The sequence below is a fragment of the Streptomyces sp. NPDC050085 genome (assembly GCF_044460595.1).
Lineage (GTDB): Bacteria > Actinomycetota > Actinomycetes > Streptomycetales > Streptomycetaceae > Streptomyces.
The window spans coordinates 293961-310229 of sequence record NZ_JBITJZ010000003.1; the positions used below are offsets into that span (position 1 = coordinate 293961).

Genomic DNA, 16269 nt, shown 5'->3' on the forward strand with positions numbered 1-16269 from the left:
CCTCGCTCAGCGAGCCATGTGCCCCACGGCCCGCACCAGCGCGTCGATCCCCGCCGCCGCCTTCACCCGCGGGCACCCGAGGTTCAGCCGCACGAAGCCCGGCGACCCGTACGTGCCGCCCGGCATGATCGCCACCTTCTCCTGCTCGACGAGGACGCGCTGCAGCTCGGCGTCCTCCTCGATGCCGAGCGGCCGCAGATCGATCCAGGCCAGGTAACCGGCCTGCGGGACACGCCACTTGAGCTCGGGGAAGGCCGCGTCGAGGCGCTCCTCGGCCAGGCGCAGATTGGCGTACGTGTACGCGCGCAGGGCGTCCAGCCAGGCGCCGCCCTCGCGGTACGCGGCGATGTGCGCGGTCAGCGCGAGCACGGCCGGCGACTCCAGGCCCTCGTCGTGGCCCATCCGGCGGACGAACTCGGCGTGGTCGTCCGGGTCGCCGACGAAGCCGTAACTGCCGCTGAGGGCAGGGAAGTTGAAGGACTTGCTGCCGGAGGTGACCAGCGCCCAGCGCAGCCCTTCGCCGTACGCGGTGAACGGCCGGTGGGCGTACCCGTCGAACGCGAGGTCCGAGTGGATCTCGTCGCTGATCACGGCGACGTCGTACGAACGCGCCAGCTCGGCCATGCGGCGCAGCTCCGCGTCCGTCCACACGTGGCCCGTCGGATTGTGCGGCGAGCACAGGACGAACACCCGGGTGTCGGGGCGCGCCAACTCCCGCTCCAGGCCCGCCCAGTCGTCGACGGCGACGGTCCGCATGTCGCGCCCGAGCCCGAGCACCGCCTTGCGGAACCCGTCGTACGTCGGCGTGTGCAGGACGACGCCGTCGCCCTCCCGCGTCCACATGCGCAGGAGCTGGGCGATCTGGTTGAGCACGGAGGGGCCGTAGACGAGCCGTTCGACGTCGACCTCGGTGGCGTACCGGGTGCGGTACCAGTCGCGTATCGCCCCGCGGAAGTCGTCGTTCTTCCAGTCCGTATAGCCGAACACCCCGTGTGCGACACGGGAGTTGAGGGCGGCCAGGACCTCCGGAGGGGACGCGAAGTCCATGTCGGAGATCGTGAACGGCAGCAGGTCACCGGTCGGGAAGCGGTCCGTGATGCCGTCCCACTGCACGCACCAGGTGCCGCGCCGGTCGACGACGGTGTCGAAGTCGTAGTACGTCATTGAGGGCCCCTCCGGACATGGCGGGGGCCCGGCGTTCCCCTGAGGGAACGCCGGGCCCGTGCGCACAACTGCGGGATGCTGCGGACTACTTGATGCGCGTACCCGTCGAGCGCAGGCTCTCGCAGGCCTCGACGATGCGGGCGGTCATGCCGGCCTCGGCGGCCTTGCCCCACACGCGCGGGTCGTACGTCTTCTTGTTGCCGACCTCGCCGTCGACCTTCAGGACGCCGTCGTAGTTCGAGAACATGTGGCCCGCGATCGGGCGCGTGAAGGCGTACTGGGTGTCGGTGTCGAGGTTCATCTTCACGACGCCGTTCTCCAGCGCGGTGCGGATCTCCTCGAGGGTGGAACCGGAGCCGCCGTGGAAGACGAAGTCGAACGGCTTGGAACCGGCCGGCTTGCCGTACTTCGCGGCGATGCCCTCGTTCAGCTCGGCGAGCAGGTCGGGGCGGAGCACGACGTTGCCCGGCTTGTAGACGCCGTGCACGTTGCCGAAGGACGCGGCCAGCAGGTAGCGGCCCTTCTCGCCGAGGCCGAGGGCCTCGACCGTACGGACGGCGTCGTCGACGGTGGTGTAGAGGTTGTCGTTGATCTCGTGCGAGACGCCGTCCTCCTCACCGCCGGTCGGGGTGATCTCGATCTCCAGGATGATGTTCGCGGCCTTGGCCTTGGCGAGCAGCTCCTGGGCGATCTCCAGGTTGTCGGCGAGGGTCTCCGCCGAGCCGTCCCACATGTGCGACTGGAACAGCGGGTTCTTGCCCTCGGCGACGCGGGCCGCGGAGATGTCGAGCAGCGGGCGCACGTAGCCGTCCAGCTTGCCCTTGGGGCAGTGGTCGGTGTGCAGCGCGATCTTGTTCGGGTAGCGCTCGGCGACGACGTGCGCGAACTCGGCGAGGGCGACGGCGCCCGGGACCATGTCCTTCACGCCCTGGCCCGACAGGTACTCGGCGCCACCGGTCGAGATCTGGATGATGCCGTCGGACTCGGCCTCCGCGAAGCCCTGCAGCGCAGCGTTCAGGGTCTGCGTCGACGAGACGTTGATGGCCGGGTAGGCGAACTTCCCCGCCTTGGCCCGGTCGAGCATCTCGTTGTACTGCTCCGGGGTTGCGATGGGCATCTGCCGTCTCCTCGTGAAGCGCGATTCTGCGGGTTTGGGTGGTTGCTGGTGACCTGGTGACCCTCACCGAATACCAAGGGGTGACTTCATCGTCGCCCCCATCTTTCCAGACTTGCGCCGCTGGTCCACTCCGGCGAAAGTCCCGAGCCGGCAGGGCCTCAGTCGAGGCCCAGCTCGTCCTTGGAGAACGCGAAGAGGTACGGGACCCCGGCACCCTCGGTGATCTTCTCCGCGGCGCCGGTGGCCCGGTCCACGATGGTGGCGACGCCGACGACCTCGGCGCCCGCCTCGCGCACCGCCTGCACGGCCTCCAGCGGGGAACCACCGGTGGTGGACGTGTCCTCGACGACGAGCACGCGACGGCCCTTGATGTCGGGGCCCTCGACGCGGCGCTGCATGCCGTGCGCCTTGGCGGCCTTGCGGACGACGAACGCGTCCAGGCGCTCGCCGCGGGCCGCGGAGGCGTGCAGCATCGCGCCGGCGACGGGGTCGGCGCCCATGGTGAGGCCGCCGACGGCGTCGAACTCCAGCCCGTGCTGACTGGTCAGGTCGAGCAGCACCTGACCGACGAGCGGCGCGGCCTCCCCGTCGAGGGTGACGCGGCGCAGGTCGACGTAGTAGTCGGCCTCGATGCCGGAGGAGAGCGTCACCTTGCCGTGCACCACGGCCTTGTCCTTGATCTGCTGGAGCAGCGCGTCGCGCACGTCGTTCGTCGTCATGGCTACGAGCTTAAAGGCGCTGCCATGTCCATGTGGTGCTGGCCTCCAGCGGCTCCACGGGGGTGACCAGGCGCGGGGCGGTGTTCAGCCCGTTCGGCGGGCCGGTCTGCGGCTCGGCGCACACCGCGGCCTCCTGCTCGTCGTAGACGACGACCCACTGCTCGCGGCTCTTGACGTGCACCGCCAGCTCGCCGGGCCAGGTCAGCGTCACGTCGACGCCGTCGGGCATGCCGAAGCAGTCGTCCCAGGGGCCGGGCTTCGGGGGGATCCGGTTCCCGGTGGGCAGGTGGTCGTCGCCGCGCTCCTCCTGCCAGGCGGGCTCGAACGCGATCTGCACCTGCGCGTCGCCCAGCTGCCGGTTGAACCAGGGGTGCCAGCCCGCCTGCGCCGGGAACGAGTCGCCGTACGTCTCGATGCCGAGGGTCAGCGTCAGCGAGTCCTCGGCGAGCGCGACGATCTGCGTGACGCGGCCGGAGTAGGGCCAGGGATCGGTGAGGTCGTACGTGAACACGGCCTCGGCCGCACTGCTGCGCGCCAGGCGCCACTCGGCGTCGCGGGCGAAGCCGTGGATGGCGTGCGGCGGGGAGTTCAGCGGCATCTGGTGGACGTGCCCGCCGTCCCGGAACCGCCCCTCCGCGATCCGCCCGCACCAGGGCACCATCGGAAAGCACCCGTACCGCTCGCCCTGCCGCAGCAGCTCGGTCCCGGCGATCTTCAAGCTGCTGATGCGGCAGCCGTTGCCCGGCGCCACGGTCACTTCCGCGTCGCCCGCGGTCAGCGTCGTCTCCTGAGTCGTCACGACCCCTGACCCTATGCGGCGTATGCCTGCGGGCGCCTGCCGACGCCTGCCGCGGCCTACCGACGCCTGCGCAGGGCCCGGCCGACGACGATGGCGGAGGCGAGCGCGAGGGCGGCGGCGGGCGCGGCCCAGCGCAGGGTGGCGCTCGCCGTGACGCCCTCGGGCACGGGCACCGGGGCGTACCGGCCGCGCGGCGGCGCGTGGTCGACCTCTTCGGCGCTGCGGCCGATCATGGTGCGCCGCGCGTGCGCGGCGGCGGGCTCGGGGGGCAGCGCCTCGTCCGTGCCGTCCGCGTCGATGTCATCCACGTCATCCACCTCGTCGACGTCGTCGATCTCGTCGAGGTCGGGGCCGAGGGAGGGCGGCGGTACCTCGGTGTCGTACACGGAGACGCGGGGCGCGACCGCGGGCTCGTCGAGGCCGCCGTCCGGCTCATCGGCCTCGGGCCCGTCGGGCTCCTGGGCGGCCGCCCCGAGGTTCCCCCCGAAACGGTTCAGCAGTCGGTGGGCCGCCGACTCCACGGCGTCCTGCGGCAGTTCGGCCACCCGGCCGTCGCCGGACCCGGTGCCGGTGAAGGTGAGCGCGGCCCCGCCGTCGGTCGCGGCGACCCGCGCCGTCAGCGCGAACTTCACGCCACCCGCGCCACGCACCTCGGTCCCGTCCCCGCTCACGGTGAACGACCCGCCGTTGCTGTCGGGCGCCTCGACGACGTGCACGCTGCCGCGGTACGTGATGGTGTGCCCGCCGATCCGCACCTTGAGGCGCCCCCCGTCCCCCGAGGCGTCGCGCTGGAACCCGGGCAGGGCCCGGGCCACCCGAAGGGGATCGCAGAGCACCGCCCGAAGGGCCTCCGCGGGAACCGGAACGAACACCTCATGCTCCATACCACCCGAGCCTAACGACTCCGTCGGGAACGGGAGGGCTGTTCGGCGTTGCCCATCGATATGGCCGCGCTCCCGGGCGGGCCGCTGTGGCACACTGCGGCGCGAGACCGCGGGGAGCGGTCCGGCGGGCGGCGAACGGGGCCTGCGTGGCGGCATGGGTGCCGAGCGCACGGATCACCGGACCATCCGCACACGGAGGGACCCCTGGACACACCCCGGCGCCGCGTCGCGCCCACCACGTCGTGTCCGGTTCCCGCCGTGCTTCGACAACGCGACGGCGGCCCTGCGCGAGGCCGCCGATCAGGGGAGGGGACGCAGCATGAGGAACGAGCGTACGTACAGACGGGCCCGGCTCTCCGCCGTGGCGTGCGCGGCGGGGTTCGCCCTGCTCGGCACAGCCGTCGGCGCCGGGGGCACGGCCGCCGCCGACCCGACACCGGCGGCGCACCACGCCTCGACGCCCGGCTGGAAGGTGGCGCTGTCCGGTGGCGCCGGGGGCCCGAAGGCACTCCTGGCTGTGACCGGCGTGGACGACAGCCATGCCTGGGCCGCGGGAAGGGGAGCCGACAACAGCGGCGTCCTCATGCGCTGGGACGGGAAGGTGTGGTCCGCGATCGCGGATCCCGCGCTGCCCAAGGTGATCGAGTGGTCGGACATCAGCGCGGCGTCGAGCGACGACGTGTGGGCCTACGGCATGACCGGGCGCGACCAGTACCTGGCGCACTACGACGGCAAGCAGTGGGCGCTCGTCCCCGCCGCGGGCGCCCTCGACCGGTCCTGGCCCGAGGTCCCGATCAAGGCGGTGCCCGGCCGGCTCTTCAAGGGCGGCGACGCGCTCTCCACGTACAGCGACGGCACCTGGCAGACCTTCGGCCTGCCGGACGGCGTGGACATCCGTGACATCGACGCGCGGTCGGCCGACGACGCCTATGCGACGGGCATGCAGTACCCGACCGAGGGCGGCCACCCGGTGGCCTACCACTGGGACGGCACGACCTGGACGCCGATGCCGCAGCCGCCCGCCCCCGCGGTCGTCGAGCTGACCGAGGTCGCCGTGGACGCGGCCGACAGCGTCTACGCCGCCGGCTGGGGCAATCTGCCCGACGCCGCGGGCGTCCGGACGCACGTCGAGCACTGGGACGGCGCCGCCTGGCACGACGTCACGGGAGAGCTGTCCGCGTTCCTCGTCGAGGCCATCGAGCCGGACGGGCGCGGCGGTCTGTGGGCGGTCGGCCGTGACGACTCGGCCGTGGACGCCGGTCCGGCCTTCTGGCACTACGACGGATCCCACTGGACGAAGCAGGCCGGGGCCACTGTCGCCGAAGCCGCTGAGCCGTCCTACTCGTTCCATGACATCGCTCCGGTGGACGGCGACGGCGGCACCCGGTTCCTCACGGCCGGCGAGTATCCGGTGCGGGACGGCGACATCACGAGCTCCGGCGCGCTGATCGAGCAGACGCAGAGCTCCCTCGACCTGACCACCGCCGACCTGGCCGTGTCCTCGAAGGTCACGCACAGCGTGCGCGTCCATGCCGAGGAATCCGGCCGCCTCACCGTGGCGTTCCGCCCCGCCGCGGGTCAGCCCGCCTGGGACACCAGCGCGGTCGACCTCTCGGTGACGTCGGTCAGCGGCGCTCCCCAGGGCGCCTGCCGGCAGGCGGCGGGACCGGTCAACGGCACGGCCGAAGCCCTCTCCTGCGACCTTCCCGCGGGTGACCACACGATCGCGTACACCCTGGCCGCGGGCGCGTACGTGGACGCCTGGCAGATCGAGGCGGACGCCCGTTTCCAGGCATCCGGCACCGCTGCCACCGCTCTCTCGGCGACGGCCGGTTTCGCGATCGACAGCCCCTACCCGGTCCCCGTCGGCAGCCGCTTCCTCGGCCGTGACGCGAAGGGGACGCTGTGGCGCTACGACGGCACGGGCAAGGCCGCGGCGCCGTACCGGGCGCGGACGGCCGTCGGCGACGGCTGGCAGGGATACACCGCGATGACCGCGCTGTCGGGACTGACCGTGCACGGCTCGGGTGATCTCGTGGCCCGCGACGCGAGCGGCGTGCTCTGGTACTACCGAGGCGGCGGGAACGCCCGCCCGTTCGCCCCGCGCGTGAAGGCCGGCGGCGGCTGGAACGCGTACACCGTGCTGACGGGGGCCGGTGATCTCACCGGTGACGGCCGCGCCGACCTGCTGGCCCGTGACGCGTCGGGCGTCCTGTGGCTGTTCCCCGGCACGGCCGACCCGGCGTCTCCCTTCGCCGCCCGCGTGAAGATCGGCAGCGGCTGGAACACCCACCGGATCCTGGCGGGCCGGGGCGACCTGACCGGCGACGGGCACGCGGACCTGCTGGCGATCGACACGACCGGCGCGCTGTGGCTGTACCAGGGGACGGGCAAGGCTGCCGCGCCCTACGCCCCGCGCACCAAGGTCGGCACCGGCTGGGGCGGTTACGACACCCTGGTCGTCCCCGGTGACCTGACCGGTGACGGCACGGCCGACCTCCTCGCCCGCGACGCGTCGGGCGCGCTGTGGCTGTACCGGGGGACGGGCAGGGCCGCCGCGCCCTACGCCCCGCGCACCAAGGTCGGCACCGGCTGGAGCACCTACGTCGATCTGGTCTGACGTTCCCTCGCGCGCCACACGACGAGGCCCCCTGCCCTCACCCCGCAGGGGGCCTTCGTACGTCCCCGGGCTCATCCGTACCGCGGATGCACCAGCGTCGACGGGGAGTACGCCCGGTCCGGCCGAAGGGCCCCGACTCCCGCCCCCCGCGGGCGACTCCACCCCGCCAGCACGAACCCCGCGTCCTCGCCTCCCCGATACGCCACCACCCGCAACCCCGCGGAGCGCACCGTCGCGGAGACCGTCCAGAAGCGGGGCGAGACCGGGCCGCCGTGGACGGCCAGTCGGCCCGAGCCGGTCAGGAGCCGGGCCACCAGGCCGTAGAACTCCTGCGAGTACAGCTTCGTGCTGTCCGTCAGGCCCGGGTCGGGGAGGTCGCAGATCACCACGTCGTAGGGGGGAGTCCGGGGGGCGGAGCGGAGCCGGGCGAAGACGTCGCCGGTGGAGACGCGGACGCGCGGGTCGCTCAGCGCGTGCGCGTTCAGGGTGCTGAGCGCCGGGTCGGTGCGGGCGAGGCGGACGACGGCGGGGTCGGTGTCGACGACGTCGACCCGGTGCACCCCGGGCAGCCGCAGCACCTCGCGCGCCGCCAGACCGTCACCCCCGCCGAGGACGAGGACCCGCCCGTGGGGGCCCGAGCGCATCGCCGGGTCGACGAGCGCCGCGTGGTACGCCCGCTCGACCCGGCCGCGCACCCGAAGCCGCCCGTCGAGGTACAGGTCGAGGGGGCCGTGCTCGCCGCCGGTCAGGACGACCTCCTGCACCCCGGTCTGTTCGGCGACGCGGACGTGCGCCCCGAACATGGCCTGCCGCGCCGCCCGTTCGAAGTCGTCGACCAGGACCCAGGCCGCGGCGAGCAGGCTCAGCACCGTGAGGTTGGCGGTGAGCAGCAGCCAGCGGCCCCGGGTCGTCAGGTCGCGCCGGAACAGGCCGAGGACGAGCGCCCCGCCCGCCACCGCGTTGACCGCGCCCGTCAGCAGCGCGCCCGTGAGCTGGCCGAGCATCGGCAGGAGCACGAAGGGGAAGGCGAGGCCGCCGACCAGCGCACCGACGTAGTCCGCGGCGAACAGGTCGGCGACCGCCCCGCCGGGGTCCTGTCGTCTGATCCGCTGGATCAGCACCATCAGGAGCGGGACCTCCGCGCCGATCAGGACGCCGATGCCCAGGGAGATGGCCACCAGGAGGCAGCGCGGGCCCTGGGACCAGGCGCCGCCCCAGCCGCCGGTCCACGCGAACACCGCGTACAGGACCATCGCGCTGCTGCCGCCGACGAGCGCGAGTCCGGCCTCGAGCATGCCGAACCCGGCGGCGGCGTGCGGCCGCAGCCGCTTGGCGGCGAGCGAGCCGAGGCCCATGGCGAACACCATGACGGACAGCACGACGGAGGCCTGGGTGACCGAGTCGCCCATCAAGTACGCGGCGAGCGCGACCAGTTCGAGCTCGTAGACCAGTCCGCAGGCCGCGCAGACGAAGACGCAGACGAGAACCAGGAACCGGCCGGTGCCCGGCTTCACCGGAAGCGGGGCCCGGCCCCGTCCGCCCAGGGGCCGGGACAGTCCGGGGCCTGTGGGCGCGGCGGGCACGTGCGGTTCGATCACGCCTGGAACGCTACGTCACTGTTCGACTCCGCCCCGTCACCCACACGTGTGGAACCGGCGCACCGCAGGCATACTCCCGCCGCCCCGCAGGCCACGCGCTACAGCGCGGCGACCGCCGGGATGCGGGCCCCCACCCGACTGCGGGTGGCGACGAGTTGACCGTCCTGCGGGTAGGCGTGCCAGGTGCGCCACTGCACCTGGCCCTCGTGCCGCTGGGCGAGCATCGCGGTGAAGGCGTGCGGACTGCCGGGGAAGACTCCGGCCAGGCCGTTCGGATGGTCGGCGACGAGGGCGAGCAACTCCTGGGCTCGTCCCGCGAACTGACCTGCCGTCAAATGTTCGACGCGCGCCGCGAATTCGTACTCCCAGTCGCCGACGCGCTTGGCGACGCCGAGCGGCAGCGGGGTGCTGGATCCCGGGATGCAGGCGACGGTCTCCGAGCAGCTGCCGTGCTCCTCCTCCAGGAGGACCTGGTGAGAGGCGCCGAGAAGCCTCAACTGCAGCTTGGCGCCTGCGAGTTCGAGATCGAGAGTGGCGAGTGCGGGGAGTGGCTCGCGGCCCAGGGCCCAGGCCAGATCGGCCGCACTCGTATCGGTGTAGGCGGTGTTCAGGGTCGTGAGCATGGGTCGGCTCCGCGGAGACGCAAAGTGAGGGTGGGCCGGTTACGTCGTAGGGACCGGCTCGTGCCCACGCGAACGCGACGAGTACGCAGTAGTGCTGATCGGACGGGGCTGATCGGACGGGGCTGATCGGCGGACGAGAGCACTGACTGGGGGCACTACATGGCACTGCGCTGTACGAGGGCCGCTTTTGACGGTTAAAAGGGAATCATGGGCGGTGGCGCCGTCACAGCGTTTTTACCCAACTTCGGAGGGTTTCCATCCCCCCGAGGGCTGCACAGCTCAACTGTTCAACTTCCAAGGCCATCTTTCGCGCCGGGCGCACAACCTGACGGGCGTAGAGCGGAACATGCGTGCGGCCCGCGTGGACCGACTGCCCCGTGTCAGTCGTCTCCGCGCGGGCCGCACGCTAGGGCGTGTCCCCAAAGTCCCTTCTGCCTCCCTCCGGGCGGACGAAGGGACTTTGCGGACACGCCCCGGGCCCGGCGTCAGCTGCCGCCGCCGCACCCGCCCCCGCCGCCGCACGACGAGCCGCCCCCGCAGGAGCTGGAACCGCCGCACGAAGAACCCCCGCCGCACGACGAGTGGTGCCCACCGCCGTCGGACGATCCGCCCGAGCACGAGGACGCGACCCCGCCCCCTCCGGCGGCCCACCAGCTGCCGCCGCGCGACCGCTGCTGCTGCTTCTTCTTCAAGGACGTACGCGACGGGCCACTGCTGCCCGCCTTGGCCGTTGCGATCACGATGGCGACGACCAGCGCCACGAAGACCACGATGATGAATGCCTCCATCGCAGGCCCCCTTTTCTTGGTTTCACTTCCCCGAATCCCCCGATGGGGCGCCCGAACGGGCGTGACAGGGGGATGCCCCTGCCCGTACACGGCCAAAGCAGAGTTGAGGAACTCCAGAGGTTCGGCGCAGGATGACCGCCATGACCGCCACGCCGTCAGGACCGCGCCCCCTGCTCAACCGCCGCCTCGCCGAGTTCGGCACGACGATCTTCGCGGAGATGTCCGCACTCGCCGTCTCCACCGGCTCCATCAACCTCGGCCAGGGCTTTCCGGACACCGACGGCCCCGAGCAGATCCGCGAGGCGGCGGTGCGGGCGCTGCGCGACGGGCGCGGCAACCAGTACCCGCCGGGCCCGGGCGTCCCCGAGCTGCGCACCGCGATCGCCGGCCACCAGCAGCGCCGCTACGGCATCGGGCTCGACCCGGACCGCGAGGTCCTGGTGACGGCGGGCGCGACCGAGGCGATCGCCGCCGCGCTGCTCGCCCTGGTCGAGCCCGGCGACGAGGTCGTCGCCCTGGAGCCGTACTACGACTCGTACGCGGCCTGCATCGCCATGGCGGGCGGCACCCGGGTCCCCGTGACGCTGCGCCCGCACGACGGGGCGTTCCGCCTCGACCTCGACGAGCTGCGGGCCGCGATCACCCCCCGCACCCGTCTCCTGCTGATCAACACCCCGCACAACCCGACCGGCACGGTCCTCGCCCGCGCCGAGCTCACCGCGATCGCCGAGCTCGCGATCGAGCGCGACCTCCTGGTCGTCACCGACGAGGTCTACGAGCACCTCACCTTCGACGCCGCCGAGCACGTGCCGCTGGCCACGCTGCCCGGGATGCGCGAGCGCACGGTCACGATCGGGTCGAGCGGCAAGACGTTCTCGTTCACCGGCTGGAAGGTCGGCTGGGTGACGGCGGCGCCGGACCTGGTGACCGCGGTCCGCTCCGCGAAGCAGTTCCTCACGTACGTCTCCGCGGGCCCCTTCCAGTACGCGATCGCCGAGGCCCTCGCCCTGCCCGACGCCTACTTCGACGGCTTCCGCGCCGACATGACGGCCAAGCGCGACCTGCTCGCCGCGGGTCTGGCGGACGCGGGCTTCGGGGTCTTCCGTCCCCAGGGCACGTACTTCATCACCACGGACATCCGCCCCCTCGGCTTCGACGACGGCTTCGCGTTCTGCCGGGCACTGCCCGAACGCTGCGGCGTGGTCGCGATCCCGAACGCGGTCTTCTACGACGACAGGCAGGCGGGCGCCCCGTTCGTCCGCTTCGCCTTCTGCAAGCGGCTCCCGGTCCTGGAAGAGGCGGTGTCCCGCCTCAAGGGCATCGCTCCTTGAGACCCCCCGTCCCCGTCTGGCCCTGCCCAACTAGCGCCCCCGGCACGGCTATCGCAGGGTTCGGTTGTGACCGAGCCGAGCACCCTGCTTCTTGACGCCCCCTCAGCCACCGCCGAACCCAGGGACGTGCCGCGCCGGGCGGCGTCCGGCGCGGTCCGGGCCCTCGGTCTGTTCGCGGCCGCCCGGCTCACCGGAATGCTGGCCGTCGCCGCCGCGGCCTGGCTGAGCGGGCAGCGCCCCTTCGCGCTGCTCGGCCGCTCCTGGGACTCCCTGTGGTACCTCGGCATCGCCGCGCACGGCTACGGCGCCCGCACCCTGCACTTCGAGGCGGGCGTCGTCCACAGCGACCTGGCGTTCTTCCCGCTCTACCCGGCGCTGATCCGCGCGACGAACCTGGTGCTCCCGTTCGGCGCCGCGCCCTGCGCCCTGCTGATCGCCTGGGCCTCGACCCTCGCCGCCGCCCTCGGCATCTACCGCATCGGCGCACTCCTGCACAGCCGCACCGTGGCCACCCTCCTGGTGGTCCTGTGGGGCCTGCTCCCGCACTCGGTCGTCCTGTCCATGGCGTACACGGAACCGCTGCTCACGGCGCTCGCCGCCTGGTCCCTGTACGCGGTCCTCAGCGGCCGCTGGGTGTGGGCGGGCACGCTGGCCGCGCTCGCGGGCCTGTCCCGGCCGAACGGTTTCGCGGTGGCCGCGGCGATCGTGTCCACAGCCCTGTACGAGCTGATCCGCCGCCGCGGCCGCGTTCCCCACAGGCTGTGGACGGGCGCGCTCGTCGCCCCGGCGGGCTGGGCGGCGTACGTCCTGTGGGTGGGATGGCGCAAGCACGATCTGCTCGGCGGGTACTTCGCGGTGCAGCGCGGCTGGGGCTCGACGTTCGACTTCGGGCTCGGTTCGGCCCGTTTCGCGAAGAAGATGCTGCTGAACGGCGACCGCTTCGTCTTCCCCATGACGCTGGTGATCGTGGCCGCGGCCCTCCTGCTGTACGCGCTCCTGCTCCTGGACAGGGCCCCGCTGCCGCTCCTCGTGTACAGCGGCGTCCTGCTCCTGATCACGGTCGGCGGCTCCGGCTTCTTCGAGTCCAAGCCGCGCTTCCTGCTCCCCGCGTTCCCGCTGCTGCTGCCGCTGGCCCACGCCCTGGCGAGAACGGCGAAAGCCCGGCCCGCACACGCCCTCCTGGTGGTGGGGGTGCTGGCCGGGCTCTCGGTGGCGTACGGAACGTATCTGATCGTCTACGCCCACACGCCCCTGTAGCGCGCTGCCCTACTCGGCGTCGTCGCCGGGCTTCTCGTCGCTCTCGGCGGAGTCGACGTCCGCCTCCAGGCCGAGCTGCTCCACGAGCCAGCGGTCGAACTCGATCGCGGCGCGCACCCAGCTGACGGTCGACGACACGAAGTGCTCGAGCGAGACCCCGGTGCCGATCAGCATCTGGGCCTCACCGATGAGGCGGACCGCGCCGTCGTCGTGCGTGTGGCTGTAGACCTTCGGCCACAGCGTGCGGCGGTTCCAGTCGTCGATGGACTCGAGGAGCTGGGCCTTGCTGTCGATGCCGTGCGGCCGGTCGTAGAACGTCCGCACCGAGAAGACCTGCTGGTCACCCTCGCCGCGGAACATGAAGTACGTCCGGAACTCTTCCCACGGCGCGGCGAGGTCACCCTCGTCGTCGAGCACGTACTTGAGCTCCATCTGCTCGAGGAGCTGCTTGACCAGGTCCTGGTCGGGGATGACGGGGCCTGCCGGTCCCGCCCCCTGCTGCGGTTCGGGCTGTCCCCCGAAGTTCGGAATCGAGGACGGGTCGATGCTCACTTGCTTGGTCCCTTCGTATGGATCGGGCCCATCCTCTCCCAGGGGGCCCCCCGGGGGGCAACCCCGGGAGCTCCTCTGCCTGGTTTCCGTCGTTCGCCGACTGCGGACAGCGTCCGGAGCGTGGCCGTTACAGGGTCTTCCCGGTGGCGGGCCCGACCAGGAGCCCGTCCCCGAACACCTCCACCCGCACCGTGTCCCCGTCCTTCACCTCGCCCGACAGGATCTCCTTGGCCAGGCGGTCGCCGATGGCCGTCTGGACGAGGCGGCGCAGCGGGCGGGCGCCGTACGCCGGGTCGTTGCCCTCGTCCGCGAGCCAGGCCAGTGCCTCGTCGGAGACGGACAGCGTCAGGCGGCGGTCGGCGAGGCGCTTGGCGAGGCGGTCGAGCTGGAGGCGCGCGATGCGGGCCAGCTCGTCCTTCTCCAGGGCGGAGAAGACGACCAGGTCGTCGAGCCGGTTGAGGAACTCCGGCTTGAAGGACGCCCGTACGACTTCCAGGACCTGCTGCTTCTTCTCCTCCGCCGAGGTGAGCGGCTCGACCAGGTACTGGCTGCCCAGGTTCGAGGTGAGGATCAGGATCGTGTTGCGGAAGTCGACCGTGCGGCCCTGGCCGTCGGTGAGGCGGCCGTCGTCGAGCACCTGGAGCAGGATGTCGAAGACCTCCGGGTGCGCCTTCTCGACCTCGTCGAGCAGGACCACCGAGTACGGCCGGCGGCGTACCGCCTCCGTGAGCTGGCCGCCCTCCTCGTAGCCGACGTAGCCGGGGGGCGCGCCGACGAGCCGGGCGACGCTGTGCTTCTCGCTGTACTCCGACATGTCGATGCGGATCATCGCCCGCTCGTCGTCGAAGAGGAAGTCGGCGAGCGCCTTGGCCAGTTCGGTCTTGCCGACGCCGGTCGGGCCCAGGAAGAGGAAGGAGCCGGTGGGGCGGTCGGGGTCGGCGATCCCGGCGCGGGTGCGGCGCACGGCGTCGGACACGGCCCGCACCGCCTCCGACTGGCCGATGAGGCGCTTGCCGAGCTCGTCCTCCATGCGCAGCAGCTTCTGCGTCTCGCCCTCCAGGAGGCGCCCGGCGGGGATGCCGGTCCAGGAGGCGACGACGTCGGCGATGTCGTCGGGGCCGACCTCCTCCTTGACCATGGTGTCGCGCGCGACCTCTTCCTCGGCCTCGCTGGCGGCCTCCAAGTCCCTTTCCAGGGTGGGGATTTCGCCGTAGAGCAGCTTGGACGCGGTGTCGAAGTCGCCGTCGCGCTGGGCCCGTTCGGCCTGGCCGCGCAGGTCGTCGAGCTTCTCCTTCAACTCACCCACGCGGTTGAGGGACTGCTTCTCCTTCTCCCAGCGGGCGGTGAGGCCCCGCAGCTCCTCCTCCTTGTCGGCGAGGTCGCGCCGCAGCTTCTCCAGGCGCTGCTTGCTCGCCGGGTCGGCCTCCTTGCCGATCGCGAGCTCCTCCATCTTCAACCGGTCGACGGAGCGCTGGAGTTCGTCGATCTCGACGGGGGACGAGTCGATCTCCATGCGCAGCCGGGAGGCCGCCTCGTCGACCAGGTCGATGGCCTTGTCGGGAAGGAAGCGGGAGGTGATGTAGCGGTCGGAGAGGGTGGCCGCGGCCACCAGCGCGCTGTCCGCGATCTGGACCTTGTGGTGGGCCTCGTAACGGCCCTTGAGTCCGCGCAGGATCGCGATCGAGTCCTCGACGCTCGGCTCGGCGACAAGCACCTGCTGGAAGCGGCGCTCCAGGGCCGGGTCCTTCTCGATGCGCTCGCGGTACTCGTCGAGGGTCGTGGCACCGACCATGCGCAGTTCGCCGCGGGCGAGCATCGGCTTGAGCATGTTGCCCGCGTCCATGGCGGAGTCACCGCCGGCGCCCGCGCCCACGACGGTGTGCAACTCGTCGATGAACGTGATGACTTGGCCGTCGCTCTCCTTGATCTCGGACAGGACGGTCTTGAGCCGCTCCTCGAACTCGCCGCGGTACTTGGCGCCCGCGACCATCGCACCCAGGTCGAGCGAGACGAGCCGCTTGCCCTTGAGGGACTCCGGAACGTCGCCCTTCACGATGCGCTGCGCGAGCCCCTCGACGACGGCGGTCTTGCCGACGCCGGGCTCGCCGATGAGCACGGGGTTGTTCTTGGTGCGGCGGGACAGCACCTGGACGACGCGCCGGATCTCCTGGTCGCGTCCGATGACGGGGTCGAGCCGGCCCTCGCGCGCCGCCTCGGTGAAGTCCGTGCCGAACTTCTCCAGTGCCTTGTACGAACCCTCGGGGTCGGGTGTCGTCACCCGGCGCCCTCCCCTGCTCTTCGCGAACGCCTCGGTCAGCTTCTTCGCACTGGCCCCATTGTCGGTCAGCACCTGGCCCGCGGCCCCGCCCTTGTCGGCGATGCCGATCAGCAGGTGCTCGGTGGAGAGGAACTCGTCGCCGAGCTCCTTGGCGCGGGCGGCCGCGTCGGCGATGACCGCGAGCAGCTCGCGGTTGGGCTGCGGCGGCGCGACCGTCGACCCGGTGACGCTGGGCAGCGACCCGAGCACGCGCTCGGCGCCCGTCCTGACCTGCACCTGGTCGGCGTCGACCGCGGCGAGCAGGTCGGTGATGTTCTCGTTGTCCTCGCCCTCGAGCAGGGCCAGCAGCAGATGGGCCGGGGTCAGATCCGGGTTTCCCCCGGACACGGCCCGGCTGGTCGCCGCGTTGATCGCGTCGCGGCTCCGGTTCGTCAGCTCGGCGTCCACGTGCCTGTTCTCCTCCATGTCGTCATACGGACCACGTCGTCATACGGACCACGTCGTCTACGGGCCATGCCGTCCTACGGACTCTGACTCAT

Annotated in this window: 13 protein-coding genes; 3 read left to right on the plus strand and 10 right to left on the minus strand. The window is 72.0% G+C overall.

Annotated features, from left to right (window positions below; genetic code table 11):
• Positions 1–6 precede the first annotated feature (6 nt).
• The 5 genes from ACIBUY_RS13780 to ACIBUY_RS13800 form a co-directional block, all read right to left on the minus strand.
• Entirely contained in the window at positions 7–1164 is a 1158-nt protein-coding gene (locus ACIBUY_RS13780; protein WP_365564875.1) for an aminotransferase class I/II-fold pyridoxal phosphate-dependent enzyme, read from the minus strand.
• An 85-nt stretch (positions 1165–1249) separates the two neighbouring features.
• Positions 1250–2281, minus strand: a complete 1032-nt coding sequence (gene fbaA / locus ACIBUY_RS13785; RefSeq protein WP_365564877.1) for a class II fructose-bisphosphate aldolase — start codon at positions 2279–2281, stop codon at positions 1250–1252.
• A gap of 158 nt (positions 2282–2439) precedes the next feature.
• Positions 2440–3000: an orotate phosphoribosyltransferase gene (gene pyrE, locus ACIBUY_RS13790; protein ID WP_399152646.1), complete on the minus strand. Its 561-nt coding sequence runs from the start codon at positions 2998–3000 to the stop codon at positions 2440–2442.
• A 10-nt stretch (positions 3001–3010) separates the two neighbouring features.
• Positions 3011–3799, minus strand: coding sequence for an aldose 1-epimerase (locus ACIBUY_RS13795; protein ID WP_399152647.1), 789 nt, complete (start codon positions 3797–3799; stop codon positions 3011–3013).
• A gap of 56 nt (positions 3800–3855) precedes the next feature.
• Entirely contained in the window at positions 3856–4683 is an 828-nt protein-coding gene (locus tag ACIBUY_RS13800) for an SRPBCC domain-containing protein (protein WP_399152648.1), read from the minus strand.
• A 319-nt stretch (positions 4684–5002) separates the two neighbouring features.
• Here ACIBUY_RS13800 and ACIBUY_RS13805 point away from each other — a divergent pair, with 319 nt between their 5' ends.
• On the plus strand, positions 5003–7303 hold the full coding sequence (locus ACIBUY_RS13805; RefSeq protein ID WP_399152649.1) for an FG-GAP-like repeat-containing protein: 2301 nt from the start codon (positions 5003–5005) through the stop codon (positions 7301–7303).
• A gap of 71 nt (positions 7304–7374) precedes the next feature.
• On the opposite strand, the gene ACIBUY_RS13810 is transcribed toward ACIBUY_RS13805, so the two are convergent.
• The 3 genes from ACIBUY_RS13810 to ACIBUY_RS13820 all read right to left on the minus strand — a co-directional run bounded on the left by ACIBUY_RS13810 (position 7375) and on the right by ACIBUY_RS13820 (position 10312).
• Positions 7375–8901, minus strand: coding sequence for a polyamine aminopropyltransferase (locus ACIBUY_RS13810; RefSeq protein WP_365564889.1), 1527 nt, complete (start codon positions 8899–8901; stop codon positions 7375–7377).
• Between the two features lie 98 nt (positions 8902–8999).
• Positions 9000–9524 (minus strand): DUF2617 family protein, encoded by a 525-nt coding sequence (locus ACIBUY_RS13815; RefSeq protein WP_399152650.1) that lies wholly within the window; start codon positions 9522–9524, stop codon positions 9000–9002.
• A 485-nt stretch (positions 9525–10009) separates the two neighbouring features.
• Positions 10010–10312: a hypothetical protein gene (locus tag ACIBUY_RS13820; protein WP_399152651.1), complete on the minus strand. Its 303-nt coding sequence runs from the start codon at positions 10310–10312 to the stop codon at positions 10010–10012.
• Between the two features lie 131 nt (positions 10313–10443).
• On the opposite strand from ACIBUY_RS13820, the gene ACIBUY_RS13825 reads away from it, so the two are divergent.
• Both ACIBUY_RS13825 and ACIBUY_RS13830 read left to right on the plus strand, forming a co-directional pair.
• Complete coding sequence (locus ACIBUY_RS13825; protein ID WP_399152652.1) at positions 10444–11643, plus strand: pyridoxal phosphate-dependent aminotransferase; 1200 nt, start codon at positions 10444–10446, stop codon at positions 11641–11643.
• A 66-nt stretch (positions 11644–11709) separates the two neighbouring features.
• On the plus strand, positions 11710–12900 hold the full coding sequence (locus ACIBUY_RS13830; protein WP_399152653.1) for a hypothetical protein: 1191 nt from the start codon (positions 11710–11712) through the stop codon (positions 12898–12900).
• A 9-nt stretch (positions 12901–12909) separates the two neighbouring features.
• Here ACIBUY_RS13830 and ACIBUY_RS13835 read toward each other — a convergent pair whose 3' ends face one another.
• Together ACIBUY_RS13835 and clpB are read right to left on the minus strand one after the other, a co-directional pair.
• Positions 12910–13452 (minus strand): YbjN domain-containing protein, encoded by a 543-nt coding sequence (locus ACIBUY_RS13835; protein ID WP_365564899.1) that lies wholly within the window; start codon positions 13450–13452, stop codon positions 12910–12912.
• Between the two features lie 127 nt (positions 13453–13579).
• A complete protein-coding gene (clpB, locus tag ACIBUY_RS13840; RefSeq protein ID WP_365564901.1) occupies positions 13580–16177 on the minus strand; it encodes an ATP-dependent chaperone ClpB in 2598 nt (865 codons plus the stop codon).
• Positions 16178–16269: the final 92 nt, after the last annotated feature.